Below are 19295 nucleotides of genomic sequence, written 5' to 3'. Positions count from 1 at the left end.
GATATGGCCGGTCATCCATTTCAACGCGTTTCGGTTCGGTACGGAGAAACACCAGAGCCCGTGACGCCTTACCAGAAAGCGGGACAGGTCTGGGACGAGCGGCTGGGGTCCGCGAGGGTTCAGGCGAGTAATTGGCGGCTCGCTGCGTTGGGTGTCACTGCAGTGTGCGGTGTTCTCGGCTTGATCCTGCTTGCCGTGATTGGCCGCTCAGGGATCGTCCCCTATGTGGTCGAGGTCGACCGGTTGGGTGAGGTCCGCGCAGTTGGACCTGCGCTGGAGGCGTATCAGCCGTCGGATGCGCAGATCGCGCACTTCCTGGCGCGGTTCATCGAAAACGTGCGTTCGTTGTCGATCGATCCCGTGATCGTCCGCAGCAACTGGCTACGGGCCTACGACTTCGTCACCGATCGGGGCGCGCAAGTTCTGAACGACTACGCGCGCGAAACCGATCCGTTCGCGAAAATCGGGTCCAGAACCGTCACCGCAGAGGTGACCTCGGTGGTGCGTGCGTCCAGCGACAGCTTCGAAATCCGCTGGAAGGAGAACAGTTTCGAGAATGGCTCGATTGCCAAGACCGAGCGGTTCACGGGTCTCGTAACCACGGTTCTCAAGCCGCCGGCGGACGCCGAGACGCTGCGAAAGAACCCGCTTGGCCTCTACGTCCATTCCCTCAACTGGTCGCGCGACCTCATCGGAGATGCGAAATGAATTCTGCTGCTTCAACAAAGCGTGCATCGGCCAGTATCCTGACCCTGTCGCTCGTGCTCGGAGGATGCGCCACAAAGCTCAACCTCGAAGCGCCCTATGACGAGATGACATTCGAGCAGGCTCTCCCCGAGGCGGATCCGCCGAAGCCCGTCGAGATTGTTGAAAGGCCCAAGGTCTTGCCTCTACCTGGCCAACTCAAGCCCTATCCAAAGAAGGGCGGAAAGGAAGAAAAGCTGCCACCGGAGCAGGCGATCGCCAAGGCGAACAAGGCTGCGCGGATGGAGCCGACCCGGGCGGGCTACATCAATGCGATCCAGGTCTATCCATGGACCGAAGGAGCCCTCTATCGGCTCTATGCGAGCCCCGAGAAGGTCTCGACCATCGCGCTTCAGGCCGGCGAGGAATTGATCGATGTCTCGACAGGCGACACGGTTCGCTGGGTGGTCGGCGATACCTCGAGCGGTCAGGGTAGCAACCGGCGTGTCCATATCCTCGTCAAACCGACGCTGCCGGACATCCAGACCAATCTGGTGGTCCTTACCGACCGGCGCGCCTACCACCTCGAGCTGGTCTCAACCAAGCAGACCTACATGGCATCGATCTCCTGGACGTACCCAACGGATACGCTGGTTGCACTTCACAAGCAGAATGCAATCGCCCAGGCAAACGAGGAGCGGGTCGCCGATCGCGGCGTGCGGCTCGACAGCCTGAACTTCCGCTACCGTATCGAAGGCGATGACCCACCGTGGCGACCGGTGCGTGCGTTCGATGACGGCCGCAAGGTCTATATCCAGATGCCATCCGGCCTGTCGCAGGGCGAGGCGCCGCCCCTGTTCGTCGCGGGCGCCGATGGCCGTCCAAATCTGGTCAACTATCGGGTCAGGGGCTCCTACTACATCGTCGACCGCATGTTTGGCGCCGCCGAGCTCCGTCTCGGCGAGGATCCCCAACGTATCGTCCGGATTATCCGCATCGATGCGCGGCCGGTGTCACAGGCCGTCAGCAGTGGGAGCGCCTCATGACGAGTGGGTTGGATCGGGAGCCACCGGAGCCTCTGGAGCTGCGGGCACGACCGCGATCCATCCGGCGGTTGAACAGGCGCGCGCTCATGATCGGCTGCGCTGTCACTGCACTGTTCATCGCCGGAGCGACGATAGTTGCGCTGCGGCCGCTGCGGCCTTTGAAGCACGCCGACCGCGCAGAGCTCTACAACACCGACCGGAAGCAAACGGCAGAGGGCCTGAACAAGCTGCCGAGGTCTTATGAAGAGCTTCCGCCGTCAATGCCGCGGCTTGGACCGCCATCCCCGGGCGATATTGGACGAGCTTTCGCCGAAAACGAAAAGAAAGCCGGAATCGCGCCATCATGGGATCCAGGCTTCCGTAGCAATCCGGAAGAGGACACAGAAAGGGCGGAGCGCATCCGGCAGGTGCGCATCGCGCAACAAGCGAGGGAATCGGGCTTGTTCGTCCGCCTGTCGGAAAAGCAGGACAAGCGAAAGCAGGCCGGTGTCACGGACGTGGCAGCCAGCCAGCCGTCCCCGTTTCGGCCGCTGGCGGCCGATTCCGGGCCGTCCGCAGCGGAGCTTGCGAAAACCGCGCGGGCAATGGTCGATCGATCGGACGAGATCGTACCCTCGTCGCAGGCACGAAAGCTCGCCTTTGTGGGAGCGAAGGCCGACACCGAGACCACCAATCCGCACGCGGTCGTCGCCGCGCCCTCCAGCTATGCCGTGATGGCGGGGTCGATTATTCCAGCGAGCCTGGTGACGGGGCTGAATTCAGACCTGCCGGGAGCGACGATCGGTCAGGTCACGGAGAACGTCTATGACACGGTAACGGGCGAGCATCTGCTAATCCCACAAGGGACGCGGCTCGTGGGCAAGTACGATAGCTTCGTCGCCTTTGGCCAGAAGCGGGCACTGGTCGTCTGGACGCGACTGATCTTGCCGAACGGAAATTCCGTCGTGATCGAGAACCTCCCAGCTACTGATGTCGCGGGCTATGCCGGGCTCGAGGATGAGGTGGACTTCCATACCTGGCAACTGCTCAAGGGCGTGGCCTTGGCGACCCTGATCGGGGTAGGGACACAGCTTTCGATAGGAAATGACGAGAGCGATCTCGTGAAGGCGCTACGGGAAAGCACTCAGCAGACGACCAATCGTGCGGGCCAGCGCCTGGTGGAGCGCGAACTCGACGTGCAGCCGACGATCACGGTGCGACCGGGATGGCCGCTGCGGGTGATTGTTTCGAAAGATCTGGTGCTGAAGCCCTACCTGGACGTTCAAGCTGCGGAAAAGGGCAGGTGAGGGTATGAAGCTTGCGAAGTTACCCGATCGGACGCCTGAGAAGCTGAGCGTTATGCTGATGCCGAATCTTGCGAAGCGACTGCGCGAGTACGCTGATTTCTATGCGCAGACGTACGGCAATCGTGAGGAAGTCGCGACTTTGGTGCCGTTTATGCTCGAGGCGTTCCTTGACGGGGACGCAGATTTTCGGAAGGGCAGCAAAGAGAGACGCGCTGAACAGGCGTCTCGCCTTGGTTGACCACTCTGCGCCTATCTTACGAAGTACGTCCCGGGGAAGAGGTAGAAACTGTTTCTGGGACTAAGCCGCAACCATTTCTGAGAAAAAGCGGACGCCGGTCTTTTTCAGAAGTGTTGAAGACAAGCTTATCCCAGAAGCGCTAATCCTGCGCGACTGTCCGGCTTGTGGATCGTCGGCGGCATGACGAGATGGGCGACGGCGCAAAAATCGCGGACAACCCGGCGTGGCATGAAATCACTCGGAGTTTGGCAGGATATCACCTTGCCGGACGCGGTCCGGATTCTAATGCTCCGAGCCTGGAGAGGAGACACCCCGAGCCCTGAATCTCTGCGGCGCAACGCACGCGGAAGGGCACGGCGATCAGCAAATGTCTCCGAGGGAGGAATCGGATGCCGCAACTGTCGCCCGATCGCACGCGACAAATCCTTGCCGATAGCGCGTTCAGGGAGCTCGTTTCGGGACGCGCGAGACTGCGATGGGGTCTGTCCATCCTGACGCTAGTCATGTTCTTCGGCTTCATTGCGCTGATCTCGACCGCAAAAGCCGCGCTCGGCGCGAGCTTCGCCGGCAGTGCGATGCCGCTCGGCTTCGCGCTCGCGCTTCTCATGGTCACGGCGATCATCGCGTTTACGGGCTTCTATGTTCTGCGCTCGAACGCGCGCTTCGACGAACTCGCGCGCAGCGTCAACCGGGAGCTCGGCCGATGATCGCCAGATCGCAGTTGATCGCGCTTTGCGTTGCGTTTCCATCCGTGGCCATGGCTCAGGGAGCGCCCGCGGCGGGAGCCCGTGGACCCGACTGGATCGCGGTCGGCATGTTCCTCGTGATCGTCGCCGTCACGCTCGTCATTACCTGGCGCTCGGCCGGCAGTACGCGATCGAAGGCCGGGTTCTACACCGCCGGACACGCGATCACGCCGCTGCAGAACGGGCTGGCGACCGCCGGCGACTTCCTGTCGGCGGCGGCCTTCCTCGGCATCTCCGCGCTGGTCTATGCCAACGGCTTCGATGGCTTCATCTATGCGCTCGGGTTTCTCACGGGATGGCCGATCGTGCTGTTCCTGATGTCGGAGCGGATGCGCAATCTCGGCAGCTACACCTTTGCGGATGCAGCGGCGTTTCGCCTGCGGCGGACACCGGTCCGGCTCGTTGCCGCGACCGGAAGTCTCGTCGTCGTGCTGTTCTATCTGATCGCGCAGCTGATCGGCGCCGGCAAGGTGATCCAGCTGCTGTTCGGCATCAACTACATCTTCGCCGTGCTCGGCGTCGGCGTGCTGATGATCTTTTACGTGATCGTCGGCGGCATGCAGGCGACTACCTGGGTGCAGATCACCAAGGCCGTGCTGCTGCTGTGCGGCGGAACGCTGCTCGCGCTGGCTGCACTGTGGCATTTCGACTTCAGCCTCGGGCGGCTGCTTGGGGCCGCGAGCAGCATCCATCCCAAGGGAGCCGCCATTCTCGTCCCCGGCGGACTGTTTGCCGAGCCGGTGTCGGCGATCTCGCTTGGCCTCGCTTTGGTGTTCGGCACCGCCGGCCTGCCGCATATCCTGATGCGGTTCTTCACGGTGAGAGATGCCGCGGCCGCCCGCAAATCTGTGTTCTATGCGACGGCCTGCATCGCCTATTTCTGCTGGATCATTCCGGTGCTCGGCTTTGCCGCCGTGGCGATCCTGATGGCCGATCCGAGCTACTTCAATGTCGCGGCATCCGGGCAGTTCAACAAGATCGCCGATCTGATCGGCGGGCCCAACATGGCGTCGATCCATCTTGCGCATGCGATGGGCGGTCCGCTGCTGCTTGGCTTCATCTCCGCGGTGGCATTCGCGACCATCCTTGCCGTCGTCGCCGGCCTGACGCTCGCCGGCGCCTCGGCCGTCAGCCATGACATCTACGGCCAGGTGCTGGCCGGCGGCAAGGCATCCGAAGCGCGCGAGGTGCTGGTGTCGAAGATCTCGGCGACGGCGATCGGCGTCGTCGCGGTTCTGCTGGCCTATGCCTTCGAGAACCAGAACGTGGCGTTCATGGCGGGTCTTGCGTTATCCGTCGCCGCGAGCTGCAACTTTCCGATGCTGGCGATGGCGATGTTCTGGCGTGGCACCACCACGCGCGGGGCCGTCGCCGGCGGTCTCGCTGGCCTCGTCGCATCGGTCGTGCTGGTCGTGCTGAGCAAGACGGTCTGGGTCGCCGTCCTCGGCTTCCCGACGGCGCTGTTCCCTTACGACAATCCCGCGCTGATCTCGATGCCGCTCGCATTCCTGTTCGTCTGGCTGCTCTCGGTGACGGACCGCAGCGAGCGCGCGGCGCGCGAACGCGAGGCATTTGCAGCGCAGTTCATCCAATCCGAGATCGGAACGGCTTTGGCCAACGAACGCCCGGCTCTCGCAGCCGCGGCATCGTGACGTTGGACGGCACGAACCGAAGAGCCTGGAAAACAGCATGACCAACGCAGTTCAACTCGACGAGACCCACGACCCGGCACGGCGGAGCTTTGTCGAATCGGCAGACGGCGGGACGACCGACTTCCCGATCCAGAATCTGCCGCTCGGCATCTTCAGCACCGCGGCCGATCCGTGGCCACGGATCGGCACGGCCATCGGAGACTTCGTCTTCGACCTGAAGCGGGCGCTCGGGTCGGGTGAACGTCTCGCGGCGCCGATCCGCCAAGCGCTGCAGCAGGGCACGCTCAATGCGCTGTTCGCGCTCGGACCCGTGGCGATGCGGGAGCTGCGCCGCCGCGCCGCCGATCTGCTTGGTCAGGGCAGCGCGGCCAACGACCCCAGGCGCCGCGCGTCCGAATTGTTGACGCCGCTCGCGGACGCGACGCTGCATCTGCCGACACGCGTCTCGAACTACACGGACTTTTATGCCGGCATCTATCACGCGCAGGCCGCAGGCGCGCTGTTGACGCCGGAAAATCCGCTGCCCGCGAACTACAAATGGGTGCCGATCGCTTATCACGGCCGCGCCTCATCGGTGCAGGTCGGACGCGGGATGGTGCGGCGGCCGCTCGGGCAGCGCCCGCCCGCGGCGGCAGGCGGTGCGCCGAGCTTCGGCCCGTGCGAACGGCTCGATTTCGAGCTTGAGATGGGCTTCTACCTCGCCGCCGGCAACCGGCTCGGCAATCCCGTTCCGATCGCCGAGGCATCGCAGCAGATCGTCGGCTATTCGCTGCTGAACGACTGGTCGGCGCGCGACATCCAGCGCTGGGAGATGTTTCCGCTCGGCCCGTTCCTCAGCAAGAGCTTTGCCACCTCGGTGTCGCCCTGGGTTCTCACGTCGGACGCGCTGGCGCCGTTCCGCGTCGCGGCGCTGGCGCGGCCGGACGGCGATCCGCGTCCGCTCGATTATTTGCTCGACGTGGCCGATCAGTCGCACGGCGGACTCGATGTTCATCTCGAAGTTCTGCTCTCGACCGCACAGATGCGTGCCGCGAACCAGCCCGCCGCGGTAATTGTCAGGTCCAATGCAAAATACCTGTACTGGACGCCGGCGCAGATGGTCGCGCACCACAGCATCAACGGCTGCAATCTGCAGCCCGGCGACCTGATCGGCACCGGTACGATTTCGGGGCCAAGTCCGGCCCAGCTTTCGAGCATGCTCGAGTTCACCGCCGCCGGATCACGGCCGGCCGCCCTTCCGAACGGCGAGCGCCGCGGTTTCCTCGAGGACGGCGACGAGGTCATCTTCCGCGGCCGCTGCATCCGGGAAGGTTTTGTGACCATCGGGTTCGGTTCATGCGTCGGCAAGATCGGGCCCGCCGATGCCGTGATTGCTGGAAGCAACCATCCCTGACAGGGGGAGCCTGATATGGAGTGTCAATCGCTGCTCATCCACGCGCACCTGCAGAACGGGGCGCTCGACCCGGACGACTTCCGGTTCGGACAGCTTCTGACTTTGACGGTCGGGCTGTCGCTGCTGCTGCTCACGCGTCTGGCGATGCTGCTGCTCGCTGCGCTGTAGGGCGACGGAAGTCCGACGGCGAGCGGTTGGTCCATTTCTTGAACGCCTTGCGAAAGCTGGTCGCATCGGCAAAGCCGACACGCTCGGCGACCTGGTCGATGGCCAGATGGGTGTTCTCGAGCAGCTCCGTCGCAATCGACCGCCGCATCCCGTCGACGATCGATTGGAAGGACTGCCCGTCCTCCGCCAGCCTGCGGTGGAAGGTTCGCAACGACAGCCCGAGCTGCGATGCGATCTCCGGCGCACCGGCAAATCGGTTGGGGCTATTGAGGCATGCGGCTCTGATCCGTCTGACCAGCTCCGATTCGCCGGGCCGCTCGGTCATGACGACGTCGCAGAGCTGCTGGCAGATCTTCGCGGTGATCGGGTTGGCATTGGGGCAGGGCAGATCGAGCACCTTGGCGTCGAAATGCCATTCCATGCGATCGGCGCCGAAGTCGATCGGGCAGTTGAACATTCGCTCATAGTTGCGCCAGTGCACGGGCGCAGGAAAAGGAAAGATCATCCGCTTGCTCGGGAACGGCGACTCGAGGATGCGGCTGAACACCGCGGTCATCGAGCTGCGCCAGAATTCCGCGGCGAACGGTAGCAGCTCGCCGAGCGGGTCAAGGCCATGGCTGCGCAGGATCGCAGTCATGCCATGCTCGATCCGGAAGCTGATCTGTCGCACCGCCGGCCCCGCCATCGTGATGTGATCGAGCGAGAACATCAGCGCTTCGCCGAATGTCCGGCTCGACACCAGTGCATAGCCGTAAATGCCGTAATCGCTGATGCGCTGCCGGGCTCCCGCGAGCAGCCCGATGTCGGATCGCTTCGCCAGCCGCGTCGCGTTGCGGTAGATCGCCAGTCGCTGGCGGTGCGAGATGCGGGCATGGGGATCTTCGAGCTGCGAAGCATCGAGGCCGGTCCGCGCGAACAGCTCGCGCACCGAGACGCCCTCCGCGGCGAGCTCGGCCGCCAGCGCGCCGAGGCCGAGCAGGCTCTGCGTCGGCGCATCCGGATCGCTCGAGATCGGCATCACGATCTTGATCGGCTTCATGGCGCGTCCTCCGCCTCCGCCTGGCACAGATTGACAGGTCGACGAACGGCTCTTCCTGCCGTTTGGCAATTTTCGACATCATAAATGGCAGAGCTTGACGTTGTCACGCTTGTTATGACGGGTGACATTCAAATGATCAGAACAGCGGGATCTGCGCCGAGCAGGCCCGCAGCGAGGAGACGTCTGCCCGCTGTGATACCGCGTCGAAAGCGCGTCCAGCCGGCTTTTGCATCGAGCGGAGGGAACCCGATGGCGACAGTACTTCACGACATGGACGGCGGGGTCGGCGTGGTGACGCTGGCGAAGCCGCCGCACAATTTGCTCGACGACCAGCTCATCAATGATGTGGTCCGCGCCTACCACGCGGTGGTCGCGGCCGGTTGCCGCGCCATCCTGCTGCGCAGTGCGATGCGGCACTTCTGCGCCGGCGCGGAGATGGCCTCCTGGGGAACCGGCACCAAGCTGCACACCGATCAGGCCGGGCTCGAACGAGTCTGGCGCAGTCTCGAGGATGTGCCTGTCCCGACCGTTGCAGCCGTAAACGGCGGCGTGCTCGGCGGCGGGCTTGAGCTCGCTTTGACTTGCGACATGATCATCGCCGCGAACACCGCGTTCCTCGGCCAGGTTGAGGTTGCGGTCGGGTTGCTGCCGTTGCTCGGGGGCACGCAGCGCATTGCGCAACGCGCGGGCGTCGCGCGGGCCAAGGAGATCGCGATGCTCGGCCGCCGCCACACCCCCGAGGCGTTCGAACGCTGGGGCATCATCAACCTCGTCGTCCCGGAAGCCGAATTGGGCGCATCGTCGATGACCATGGCGCGGCAGCTCGCCGCCGGGCCGACCAAAGTCATCGCGGGCGTCAAGATGCAGGCGAACCTGCAGGCGCGCGGCGGCGTCGCGGCCGCCGACGCGCGGCAGGTCGAAATCAACGACATGATCTGGAGGGCTAAGGATCGCCAGCGCGGTGCCGATGCCTTCTTCGCGTCGGGTCCGGCAACGGCCGTCTTCGAGGGAGATTGATGATGTCGGCTGCGCCTCTCCAAGGATTGCGGGTCGTCGATTTTACCCGTGTGTTGGCCGGTCCGCATTGCACCAAGGCGCTGCGTGACCTCGGCGCCGACGTCACCAAGATCGAGCCGCCGTCCGGCGACATCGGCCGTGCGGGATTGCCTTACGTCGGCGGCATGGGTCTCTATTTCGTGCAGCAGAACGCCGGCAAGCGGAATCTCAGCATCGACCTGAACTATGCTGAGGGACGCGAGATAGTCACCCGCCTGTGTAGGGATGCGGACGTCATCGTCGAGAATTTCCGTCCCGGCACCTTGGCGCGGTTCGGCTTCAGCTACGACGACGTCCGTGCCTTCAACCCCAGCATCATCTATGTCTCGCTGAGCGGCTATGGGCAGTCGACCTCCTGGCGCAATCGGCCGGCCTTTGCGCCTACGGTGCAGGCCGAGACCGGCCTGACCTCGATCGTGCAGGACCATTTCGGCGCGGCATTGTCGGAGCCTCGCGGCGATTCCTGTAGCCATGCCGATGTTTATACCGGGCTGCAGGGCGTGATCGCCGTGCTTGCTGCACTCCAGCATCGCAACCGCACCGGCGAGGGACAGCACGTCGACGTGTCGATGGCTGCGACGATGCTGTCGGTCAACGAGCGCGCCGGCGCAATGATGTCAGGGATCGACACCGACGGCGAGCCGATTGCGCTGTCGGCAAATGAGTCGCACATCTTCGAGATGTCCGACGGCATCCGCCTGACGATCGCCGCCAGCCCAATCTATTCGCCGATGTTCACGCGCTACTGCGCGATGATGCGGCGAAGCGATCTGCTGGCTGATCCGCGCTACGCCACCGCTAACCTGCGTCGGCACAACCTCGCGCCGCTGCTCGCTGAAATCCGCGCCTGGATCACGACGTTCGAGAATCTCGAGCAGTTGCAGGCGCAGGTTAGCGAAGCCGGGCTCGCGGTCGGGCGCGTGCGCACCGTCAACGAGTTCGTGGAGACCGATTGGGCCAAGGAGTGGAATGCCGTGGTCGAAGTCGATGACCGGGCCGGCGGACTCGTCCGAATGCCAGGCAATCCCTGGATCTTTAGCCGCTCGGAACTGCCATTGCCAGGCTTGCCGGCCTATCAGGGCGAGCACAACGAAGACATCCTTGACCAGCTCGACTTTGCGCCCGAGAGGATCAGGGATCTAGCGCAGCGCAACATCCTGCTCAGCCGTCGATAGACGGAGCTTGTGCGGGCCATGGTTGAAAGAGTGGTTCGATTGGATGGAGGACGGAATCCGACGGCATCAGGCGATCCGTGACGACCTTCTCGGCATGTTCCGCAGCGTAAATCTTGTGACGCGAACTCGCCATGCAGGCGCCTAACTGTTTCCGACCCTCTCACCGCAGGCTCTAACGTTCGATGCCCGGTGCTTGCAGGCAACCGCGGGGGGCTCGCGTTGGTTTACTAAGAAGCTGCTAGTGTCGCGATGAATTGCTCCAAAGTCGGTTGCGCCATTTTTTGCAACCGGTGAAGCTCCTCCGGCTTCAGATTGGTGTAGCGCCTCAGGTTCTTCCAGTTCTTGTGCCCGGTCACGAGTGCGACCTTTTCTATGGGGAGTCCAGCCTCGAATAGCCGGCTCGTCCCTTCATGTCTCAAATCATGAAAGTGGAGATCTTCAATCTTCAACTCTTTGCAGGCGCGGATGAACGCTGTGCCAACTGATTTGCTGTGGTACGGGAAGATACGCCCTTGACCTCTAGTCACTACTCTCTGTTGGAGCAGGATTTCCCACGCATCATATCCAGTCAAATTGAGAAGTGGGATAAGTTGATCATTGCCGATTTTCTTACGAGGGTCCTTTCGATCACGGAGAAGGACCAGTCGCTTTTGCATATCCACGTGTGACCATTCCGGGCGACAGATTTCCGCTTGCCGCATCGTCGTAGCTACTGCGTAGCGGACAATGCGGCCCATCGGAATGTATTGGCGCGGGTTGGTCTCGAAGTATTCAATGAGCTCATCTAATTCATTTTGGGTGGGTCTTCGATCTCGTTCTTGACTGCTTCCGATCAGCGATAAATGGCTCAAGGCAACACGCGCAAGCCGCGCCTCCTCGGCGGAAACTTCAATGCCGTGAACTGCAGCGGCCATCGTTAGGACCGTTCGAATGTAGGAGAGGTCGATTGCAAGCGTTGTCGGTCCAGCTCCTTGTTTCGCCCGCATCCGCCCGAATTCAATCAGCCGCTCGCAGTTGAGTTCGGATAATTTCACGGCTCCGAGCGAAGCCTCTAAGCTGGTTAGGACTGCAGCCTTCGTCCGGCGGGGCGGTCTGCCGATCTCTTGCATATCTTTCCGGTGCAACTTGATCAGATCACCAAATGTACGAATGTTTCGCGAACTGCGTGGCTTCAACGGACCCCGGCGATCGATATTGCGCTCCATATCGAGCGCCCATTCTTCGCCATCCTTGCGGCGGCGGAAGGTTTCTGCCACGTAACGGTTCTTGCGGCGCACCTGGACGCGCCAGTTCCCGGACGGCAACTGAGTGAAGCTGGCCACGGTCGTGTGCACTCCCCAAATCGTGTGCGCTACGTGTGCACTCAAAGGTCAAAACGGGTACAAACGTGTGCAAATTCGGCTAGTTTGGCGTGCACACGTTCATGGTTCATCCTATTGAAGCCTAAGGTAAATAATTGAAATCGCAAGACTATCGCTTTTCTGTGGCTCCGATGCTCGATTGGACCGACCGGCATTGCCGGGTCTTCCATCGCCTGATGTCGCGGCGGGCGCGGCTTTATACGGAGATGCTGACGACCGGCGCCATCATTCATGGCGACCGGGCGCGGCTGCTCGACTTCGACGCCAGCGAGCATCCGGTGGCGCTGCAGCTCGGCGGTTCCGATCCGCGCGATCTTACGGCCGCCGCGCAGATCGGCGAGGAGTTCGGTTACGACGAGATCAACCTCAATGTCGGCTGTCCCTCCGATCGGGTGAAGAATGGCCGCTTCGGCGCCTGCCTGATGGCTGAACCGGCGCTGGTTGCCGAAGGCGTTGCGGCGATGAAGCGTGCGGTGCGGATTCCCGTCACGGTGAAATGCCGGATCGGCATCGACGATCAGGATCCGGAAGTCGCGCTCGACACGCTGGCCCGCGGGGTGATTGCCGCGGGCGCGGATGGGCTTGTCGTGCACGCGCGCAAGGCCTGGCTCAACGGATTGTCGCCGAAGGAGAACCGCGACATCCCGCCGCTCGACTACGATCGGGTCTATCGCCTCAAGGCGGCATTGCCGCACGTGACCATCATCATCAACGGCGGCATCACCAGCCTCGCCGAGGCAAAGCGGCATCTGGCGCATCTCGATGGCGTGATGCTGGGGCGGGCGGCCTATCAGGAGCCATGGCGGCTGCTCACCGTCGATTCCGAGCTGTTCGGCGAGACGCCGCCGCACGCGACGATGAAGGACGTGTTCGCGGCGATGCTGCCCTATATCGAGCGGCAACTGGCCGAGGGCACCCGGCTGCATTCGATCACGCGGCATTTCGTCGGCGCCTTCCATGGTGTCCCCGGTGCGCGTGCGTTCCGCAGGTATCTCGCGGAGAACGGCGTTCGGCCGGGGGCTGACATCGACGTGCTGCGCGAGGCGATCGCACGCGTTGACGATCGCGCGCCGGCGGCGGTCGCGGCCTGAGAGCGCTAGATTCTTTGTTTTGACGCGTTTTCTTCACGCGAACCGGTATCTACTTCGCTTGAAAACGCGCTAATGCTTGCGCTGACGCCGCGTGACGTCTTGAGCGACCTTCAGGAAATTGAACAGATGCGGCATCCGGTTGTCGCGCCGGTAGTTCAGCGACAGCGCAGTGCCCGGATTGTGTCCCTCATAGGCGCGGTAGGCGACGCCGGGCCGTTCCGCCTCCGACACCGATTTCGGCACCAGCGCGATGCCGACGCCGACCGACACCAGGCTGATTGCGGTCTGGTAGTCCTGCGCCAGCACCTGCGATTTCGGAATGAAGCCTTCTTCGAGGCAGATGTTGAGGATGTGGTCGGCGAAGCTCGGTCGCGGCTTGCGCGGGTAGAGGACGAACGTTTCGGCCTTCAGCGCCGCCAGCCGCGGGATCTGCTGATCGAGCAGGGGTGAAGTATCTGATAGCGCGAGGATCAGCGGCTCCTGCAGCAGCGGCTCCGACTTCAGCTCCTCGTCGTCGAGCGAGGGGCGGGCGATGGCGATATCGATCTCGCGCTGGATCACCGCGCGCTTCTGCTCGGCGTTGTTCATCGCCGAAAGCGCGAGCTCGACGTCAGGATAGGCCGAACGAAACGCCTGGATCACGCTCGGCAGCACGCCATAGGTCGCCGATCCGACGAAGGCGACGCGCAGATGACCGGAAAAGCCTTCGCCGATCCGCTTGATCTCGCGGTGCGTCCGGTCGAGCCGCTCCAGCACGTCGCGCGCCCGCTCCAGCAGAACGCTGCCGGCCTGGGTGAGCCGGATCTGGCTGCGGCTCCGGTCGATCAGCATGACGCCGAGATCGCTCTCGAGTTGCGCGATCTGCCGGCTGAGCGGCGGCTGCGCGATCGCAAGCCGCGATGCGGCACGGCCGAAATGCAATTCCTCGGCGACGGCGACGAAATAGACCAGCCGCCTGAGATCCATGACATCGTCGCGATCGGTCACGGCTAGCCGAACGCCTGTTCGCGCGCTTCCAGGGAAGCCGCGGAAAAATCCTGCCGGGTTCGATATCGCGTGGTCATCAGCGCACGATCGAGAGGGTTCCAGCGCGAAGACTGGGCGTGGGTCCCTGGATTGTCAATTGTCCGCGGGAACGGCGCCATCCGGCTAGTCCTTCCGGGCGAAGGCGCGGATCTTGTCCTCGTCGACCTCTACGCCGAGACCGGGGCCATCAGGGACACAGATCTCGAATTCGTCGAATCTGATCGGGTTGACGACCAGATCCTCCACGAGGATTCGCGGACCGAAATGCTCGGTGCCCCATTCGAGCTTGGGCAGGGTGGCGAAGGCGGCGAGATGCGCCGCTGCGCCGATGCTGCTCTCCAACAGGCAGCCGCCATAGAGCTCGAGTCCGTGCGCGGCCGCGACCGCAGCGGCGCGCTTCATCTCGAACAGGCCGCCGCTCTTCACGAGCTTCAGCGAGTAGACGCTGCCGCAGCCCATCGCGCCTGCGCGCGCGATGTCCTCCTTGGTGAAAGCCGCTTCGTCCACCAGCAACGGAATCGAGGTGCGGGCCGCCACACGCGCCATCGCTTCCAGTTGCAGCGCCGACACCGGTTGTTCGATCAGGGCAACGTCCAATTCCTCCAGCGCGGGCATGAAGCGGATGCATTCGGCCTCGGTCCAGCCCTGGTTGACATCGACGATCAGGCGCACCTCCTCGCCGAGGCCGTCACGCAATGCTTGCAACCGCTTCAGATCGGCCTGCGGCCGGTTGAACCCGAACTTGATCTTGAACTGGCGATGTTCGCGGCGCCGCAGCTTCTCTTTCGCTTCTTCCACCTCCTGGCCGCTGTCGCCCGAAGCCAGCGCCCAGATCACCTCCATGCGTTCGCGCACGGCGCCGCCGAGCAGCGCGCTGGCGGGCAGGCCCAGCGCTTTGCCGGCGGCGTCGAGCAGGGCGGACTCGATGGCGCCCTTGGCGGCGAAATTGCGGGTGGCGGCCTTGCTCATGCGCAAGGCATTGGCTTCGAAGGCGAGGGCAGGCTGTCCGAGCAGCGCCGGCGCCAGATAATTCGTGACCGCGGCCTTGATCGACTCCACGCTCTCCTCGGCCCAGCGCGGCCCGCCGAGCGTCGAGGCTTCGCCGATACCCGTCACGCCGTTATCGAGCAGGACGCGCACCAGCACGTAACCCTGATGCGTGACTTCCGTGTTCGAGAGCTTGTGCCGGCGGCGGGTCGGCGCCTCCACGATGGTCGCACGGATACTGCGGATCGCAGTGTCCATTGCGTGAGCCTGCACTCGCTCCACGGGCTCGGCGATTTCGATCACGGCACGACTCATATGTCCTCGCAGGTCAGTTCAGAATGAGCCCTGCCAGGCGGTGGAGCCTGGCAGGACGTAACGGGCATTATTCGGCGGCGACGAGCCGTTCGACGGCGGCTTTCTTGAGCTTGAAGTCGAAGTTGAGCACCAGATCGGTGTCGGCGCCGGCGGGGGCCTTGGCGAACTTGCCGATCAGGCTCTGCTTCACGGCGAACACCGAGTCGTTGTCGAGATACTTGGTCTCGGAATCGTAGATCTGCGAGATCAGCGATTGATAGCCGTCCTTCGAAAGCATGAAGTGGATGTGGCCCGGACGCCAGGGATGGTGGCCCATATACTTCAGCAGCTCGCCGCCGGCGCCGTCATAGGGGATCGGGTAGGGCTCGGGGCGGAGCGCCACGAAGGCATATTCGCCGTTGGCGTCGGTCGTGAAGCGTCCGCGCAGATTGTAGGCCGGCTGCTCCGGATCCTGCAGGTCGTAAAGGCCGTTCGGCGCGTCTTCCCAGACGTCGATCGTAACGCCCTCGATCGGTCGCCCCGCCGTGTCGCTGATGCGCCCGCTGACCTTGACGGTCTGCGCGTTGTCGAACGTCTTCTTGATGATGGAGGCGCCCTTGGCCAGCACCGGCGGATTTTCCCTATAGAACGGCCCCAGCACGGTGGATTCGCTCTCGCCGTCGGTGACCCGGTGGTCGAGCATGTCGACCAGCACCTCGACGCCGAGAATGTCGGCGATCAGGATGAACTCGTTGCGCTTCTCGTCCGAGATGTCGCCGGCGCGGCGCAGGAATTCGCATGCGGCGAACCATTCGGCGAAGGTCAGGTCGACCTCCTTGCAGAAGTCGTGCATGTGGCGGATCAGGCTCGTCATGATCTGCCGGTTGCGATCCGGAATGTCCTTCGAGAGCGCGGCGATCACGTGGTCGGTGATGGTGTCCTTGTTGACGTTCAGCATGGTCGTTCCTCCTTTTCTTGCAGTTTGCTCAAACTTGCATCCCCGTTTTCGGGAATATCGGTCGCTGGTCTCACCAGACAAATTCGTAAGCGGCATTCTCCAGCGTCGCGGGCGCAGGGTGCGGGTCGGCAAGGCCGCCGAAGCGGCCGCGGAAGAACAGCAGCGGCTTCTTGCTGGGCTCCAGCGACATCTCGCGGACGTGGCCGAGGAAGATCGTGTGGTCTCCGGCGACGATCTCATCGGCGAGATCGGTCACGAAATATGCCGCCGCGTCGGCGATCACAGGCAGGTCGTTGCGGCGTTCGAAGACGTCGCAGAGGTCGAGCCTTGGCTTGCCGGCGAAATGCCAGGCGACATCCTCCATGCCCTCGGCGAGGATGCTGACCGCAAAGCGGCCGGTCTTCTGGATGTTGCCGAGCATCTTCGCGCTTTTCGCGATCGAGATCGCGACCAGCGGCGGATCGAGCGAGACCGACATGAAGGCGTTGGCCGTCATGCCGTGATCGCGGCCCTCGCAATGCGTCGTGATGATGGTGACGCCGGTGCCGAACTGGCCACAGGCATTGCGCAACTCTCGCGGATCGATGGCGGTCATCGGCTTGCGACCTCAAGTTGGGCCAAACCGGATCGGTCGGCCGGTGGCGCGGTCACGATATCCCGCCAGTTTTCCAGCGTCGCCGCGGCGGCGGCAAGGCCGGATTGCCGCAAGCTCCGGATCCGGCTGCTGGAGACGATCTCGCCATTGCCACAGCGCACCGGCGGCAGGATGCGCGTGTTGAAGTGCTGCCGCAGCAGCAGGGCGGTGCCGCCCTTGCAGGACCCGAAGCGGAAATCCTCGCCGACGATCACCTCACGCGGTTGCAGCTTATGCAACTCGGCGAGGAAATCGAGCGCGGTGCGCCGGACGTAGATCTGGTTGAAATCGGCGACGACGACGTGGTCAGGCGCGAATGTTGCGATGCGCTCGAGCTTTTCGCGAAGCGAAATCAGCGGCTCGGCCTGGCCGAAATACACCTTTGGCGGCGGATCGAAGGTGTAGACCACGGCTGGAATGCTGCGGCGCCGCGCTGCCGCGATGGTCCGCCGCAGCAGTTCCTGATGGCCGCGGTGAACGCCGTCAAATGCACCGATGGTCACGACGCAGGCGTCGAGGGCCAATTCCCCATCGCGATGGAAAGCGACAGCAGCGCTGTCAAAACCCGTGCCTAAACCCGTGGCCATGGCTCGCTCCGGTTTCGCTCCCTTGCCGTGCTGCGTCAGCTGCGGCGTTGCGCCGGCCGAACGATCCTTGCCATCCGGTCCGTGCCATCGAGTGATAACCCGAGCCGGGCCGGTCCGCGCGGTATGGTGTGATACCTTTCGCCCGCTCCGGGTGAGCGCGTAGCGTTTCCTCCGATGTCACGCCGTCCAAGAGCGTGACGAGATGGTCTTGGGGCCGGTGTGGCAACGCCGCCGGTCCAACGACACAAGCGGAGGAGAAACCCATGACTACTGCGGCAGCCCTGCGGGCCGACGTGCCTGCGTCAACGACCAGCGTCTATACCGGTACGGAATTCCTGGAGAGTATCCAGGATGGCCGGGAAATCTACATCTACGGCGAGCGCGTCAAGAACGTCACCCAGCATCCAGCCTTTCGCAATTCGGCGCGGATGGTGGCGCGCTGGTACGACCGCTTCCATGAGAAGAAGGATCAGATCGGCGTCCTGACCGACACCGGCTCGGGACAGCTGACCCATCCGTTCTTCCTCGGCTCGAAAACGGCTGACGACCTCGTCAAGGGCCGCGATGCGATCGCCGAATTGCAGAAGGTTTCTTTCGGCTGGATGGGCCGCTCGCCGGACTACAAGGCGTCGTTCCTCGGCACGCTGGGGGCGAATTCGAGCTTCTATGGCGACTACGCCGGCAATGCGAAAAAGTGGTATGCCCGGACCCAGGAGCGTCTCGACTTCTGGAACCATGCCATCGTCAATCCGCCGATCGATCGCGACCGCGCCATCGAGGAGGTGCGTGACGTCTTCATGCATGTCGAGAAGGAGACCGACGCCGGCCTGATCGTTTCGGGCGCGAAGGTGGTGGCGACCGGCTCGGCGCTGACGCACTACAATTTCATCGCGCACTACGGCATTCCGATCAAGGACAAGTCGTTCGCGCTGATCTTCACGGCGCCGATGGATGCCAAGGGCATCAAGCTGATTGCCCGCTCGTCCTACGAATTCACCGCGGCGGCGACCGGCTCGCCGTTCGACTACCCGCTGTCCAGCCGCTTCGATGAGAACGATTCGATTCTCGTGTTCGACAAGGTGCTGGTGCCCTGGGAGAACGTCTTCATCTATGGCGACGTCGACAAGATCAACCAGTTCTTCCCGGCCTCGGGCTTCATCCCGCGCTTCACGCTGCATGGCGTGACGCGGCTTGCCGTCAAGCTCGACTTCATCGCCGGTCTGTTCTCGATGGCCGTCGAGGCGACCGGGTCGAAGGATTTTCGCGGCGTGCAGACCGCGGTGGGCGAGGTGATCGCCTGGCGCAATCTGTTCCACGGCATTGCCGACGCGATGGTGAAGTCGCCGATCGCCTGGCAGGGGACCGATGGCTACAATCTGCCGAACCTGAACTACGGGCTGGCCTATCGCGTGTTCGCGCCGATGGCCTATCCGCGGATCAAGGAATTGATCGAGCGTCATGTCGCAAGCGGCCTGATCTATCTGCCGTCGAGTTCGGCCGATCTGGAGAGCGAGGCGATCCGGCCCTATCTTGACCGCTTCGTGCGCGGCTCCAACGGCTATGCCGCGATCGACCGGATCAAGCTGCTGAAGCTGCTCTGGGACGCGGTCGGCTCAGAGTTCGGCGGCCGGCATGAGCTCTACGAGCGCAACTATGCGGGCAATTACGAGAATCTGCGCGTCGAGACGCTGATGGCCGCGAGCGCCACCGGCGACCTCGGTGCCATGCAGGATTTCGTGCGCAATTGCATGAGCGACTACGACGTCTCCGGTTGGACGGCGAAGGACCTCGTCAATCCCGACGACATCAACCTCGTCAGCCGCGGTCTGGTGCAAGGCTGACGATAAGGCTGACGATCTGATAGATCGATCAAT

Annotated in this window: 19 protein-coding genes; 12 read left to right on the top strand and 7 right to left on the bottom strand. The window is 63.3% G+C overall.

What is annotated here, in order from left to right:
• Positions 1-3: 3 nt before the first annotated feature.
• From trbF to AC1VNY_RS07140, 8 genes are all read left to right on the top strand, one after another.
• The gene (gene trbF, locus AC1VNY_RS07175) at positions 4-708 is read left to right on the top strand and encodes a conjugal transfer protein TrbF (RefSeq protein WP_482404650.1); all 705 of its coding nucleotides are present in this window, start codon (positions 4-6) and stop codon (positions 706-708) included.
• Positions 705-1730 (top strand): P-type conjugative transfer protein TrbG, encoded by a 1026-nt coding sequence (trbG, locus tag AC1VNY_RS07170; RefSeq protein WP_482404649.1) that lies wholly within the window; start codon positions 705-707, stop codon positions 1728-1730. Before trbF ends, trbG begins: the two co-directional genes overlap by 4 nt.
• An 86-nt stretch (positions 1731-1816) precedes the next feature.
• On the top strand, positions 1817-3016 hold the full coding sequence (locus tag AC1VNY_RS07165) for a TraB/TrbI/VirB10 family type IV secretion system protein (protein WP_482404648.1): 1200 nt from the start codon (positions 1817-1819) through the stop codon (positions 3014-3016).
• Between the two features lie 4 nt (positions 3017-3020).
• Positions 3021-3254 carry a DUF2274 domain-containing protein gene (locus AC1VNY_RS07160; RefSeq protein ID WP_482404647.1) on the top strand — a complete coding sequence of 78 codons (234 nt, stop codon included), beginning with the start codon at positions 3021-3023 and terminating at the stop codon, positions 3252-3254.
• Positions 3255-3643: 389 nt separating this feature from the next.
• Positions 3644-3961 carry a DUF485 domain-containing protein gene (locus AC1VNY_RS07155; protein WP_482404646.1) on the top strand — a complete coding sequence of 106 codons (318 nt, stop codon included), beginning with the start codon at positions 3644-3646 and terminating at the stop codon, positions 3959-3961.
• Entirely contained in the window at positions 3958-5652 is a 1695-nt protein-coding gene (gene actP / locus AC1VNY_RS07150) for a cation/acetate symporter ActP (protein ID WP_482404645.1), read from the top strand. The genes AC1VNY_RS07155 and actP overlap by 4 nt, the downstream gene beginning before the upstream one ends.
• A gap of 37 nt (positions 5653-5689) precedes the next feature.
• Positions 5690-7045, top strand: coding sequence for a fumarylacetoacetase (gene fahA, locus AC1VNY_RS07145; protein WP_482404644.1), 1356 nt, complete (start codon positions 5690-5692; stop codon positions 7043-7045).
• A gap of 15 nt (positions 7046-7060) precedes the next feature.
• Entirely contained in the window at positions 7061-7213 is a 153-nt protein-coding gene (locus AC1VNY_RS07140; RefSeq protein ID WP_482404643.1) for a hypothetical protein, read from the top strand.
• Here AC1VNY_RS07140 and AC1VNY_RS07135 read toward each other — a convergent pair.
• Positions 7176-8252, bottom strand: coding sequence for an AraC family transcriptional regulator (locus tag AC1VNY_RS07135; protein WP_482404642.1), 1077 nt, complete (start codon positions 8250-8252; stop codon positions 7176-7178). The two genes, AC1VNY_RS07140 and AC1VNY_RS07135, sit on opposite strands and share 38 nt — an antisense overlap.
• 270 nt (positions 8253-8522) lie before the next feature.
• Here AC1VNY_RS07135 and AC1VNY_RS07130 point away from each other — a divergent pair, with 270 nt between their 5' ends.
• Both AC1VNY_RS07130 and AC1VNY_RS07125 read left to right on the top strand, forming a co-directional pair.
• Positions 8523-9269 carry an enoyl-CoA hydratase/isomerase family protein gene (locus tag AC1VNY_RS07130; protein ID WP_482404641.1) on the top strand — a complete coding sequence of 249 codons (747 nt, stop codon included), beginning with the start codon at positions 8523-8525 and terminating at the stop codon, positions 9267-9269.
• A 2-nt stretch (positions 9270-9271) separates the two neighbouring features.
• Entirely contained in the window at positions 9272-10483 is a 1212-nt protein-coding gene (locus AC1VNY_RS07125) for a CaiB/BaiF CoA transferase family protein (RefSeq protein ID WP_482404640.1), read from the top strand.
• 227 nt (positions 10484-10710) lie between these two features.
• On the opposite strand, the gene AC1VNY_RS07120 is transcribed toward AC1VNY_RS07125, so the two are convergent.
• On the bottom strand, positions 10711-11805 hold the full coding sequence (locus AC1VNY_RS07120) for a site-specific integrase (protein WP_482404639.1): 1095 nt from the start codon (positions 11803-11805) through the stop codon (positions 10711-10713).
• A 134-nt stretch (positions 11806-11939) separates the two neighbouring features.
• Here AC1VNY_RS07120 and dusA point away from each other — a divergent pair, with 134 nt between their 5' ends.
• Positions 11940-12935 carry a tRNA dihydrouridine(20/20a) synthase DusA gene (gene dusA / locus AC1VNY_RS07115; protein ID WP_482404638.1) on the top strand — a complete coding sequence of 332 codons (996 nt, stop codon included), beginning with the start codon at positions 11940-11942 and terminating at the stop codon, positions 12933-12935.
• Between the two features lie 69 nt (positions 12936-13004).
• Here dusA and AC1VNY_RS07110 read toward each other — a convergent pair whose 3' ends face one another.
• The 5 genes from AC1VNY_RS07110 to AC1VNY_RS07090 all read right to left on the bottom strand — a co-directional run bounded on the left by AC1VNY_RS07110 (position 13005) and on the right by AC1VNY_RS07090 (position 17421).
• On the bottom strand, positions 13005-13922 hold the full coding sequence (locus AC1VNY_RS07110; RefSeq protein WP_482404637.1) for a LysR family transcriptional regulator: 918 nt from the start codon (positions 13920-13922) through the stop codon (positions 13005-13007).
• 162 nt (positions 13923-14084) lie between these two features.
• Entirely contained in the window at positions 14085-15206 is a 1122-nt protein-coding gene (locus tag AC1VNY_RS07105) for a muconate/chloromuconate family cycloisomerase (protein ID WP_482404636.1), read from the bottom strand.
• Between the two features lie 124 nt (positions 15207-15330).
• Complete coding sequence (locus AC1VNY_RS07100; protein WP_482404635.1) at positions 15331-16200, bottom strand: intradiol ring-cleavage dioxygenase; 870 nt, start codon at positions 16198-16200, stop codon at positions 15331-15333.
• Positions 16201-16270: 70 nt separating this feature from the next.
• Positions 16271-16795 carry a flavin reductase family protein gene (locus AC1VNY_RS07095; RefSeq protein WP_482404634.1) on the bottom strand — a complete coding sequence of 175 codons (525 nt, stop codon included), beginning with the start codon at positions 16793-16795 and terminating at the stop codon, positions 16271-16273.
• Positions 16792-17421 (bottom strand): FAD synthetase, encoded by a 630-nt coding sequence (locus tag AC1VNY_RS07090; RefSeq protein WP_482404633.1) that lies wholly within the window; start codon positions 17419-17421, stop codon positions 16792-16794. The genes AC1VNY_RS07095 and AC1VNY_RS07090 overlap by 4 nt, the downstream gene beginning before the upstream one ends.
• A 263-nt stretch (positions 17422-17684) precedes the next feature.
• On the opposite strand from AC1VNY_RS07090, the gene AC1VNY_RS07085 reads away from it, so the two are divergent.
• Positions 17685-19262: a 4-hydroxyphenylacetate 3-hydroxylase N-terminal domain-containing protein gene (locus AC1VNY_RS07085; protein WP_482404632.1), complete on the top strand. Its 1578-nt coding sequence runs from the start codon at positions 17685-17687 to the stop codon at positions 19260-19262.
• Positions 19263-19295: the final 33 nt, after the last annotated feature.

The organism is Bradyrhizobium ferriligni (assembly GCF_056837965.1).
Note: the sequence above shows the minus strand (reverse complement) of the source record. Positions and strands in the feature narration are given on the sequence as shown.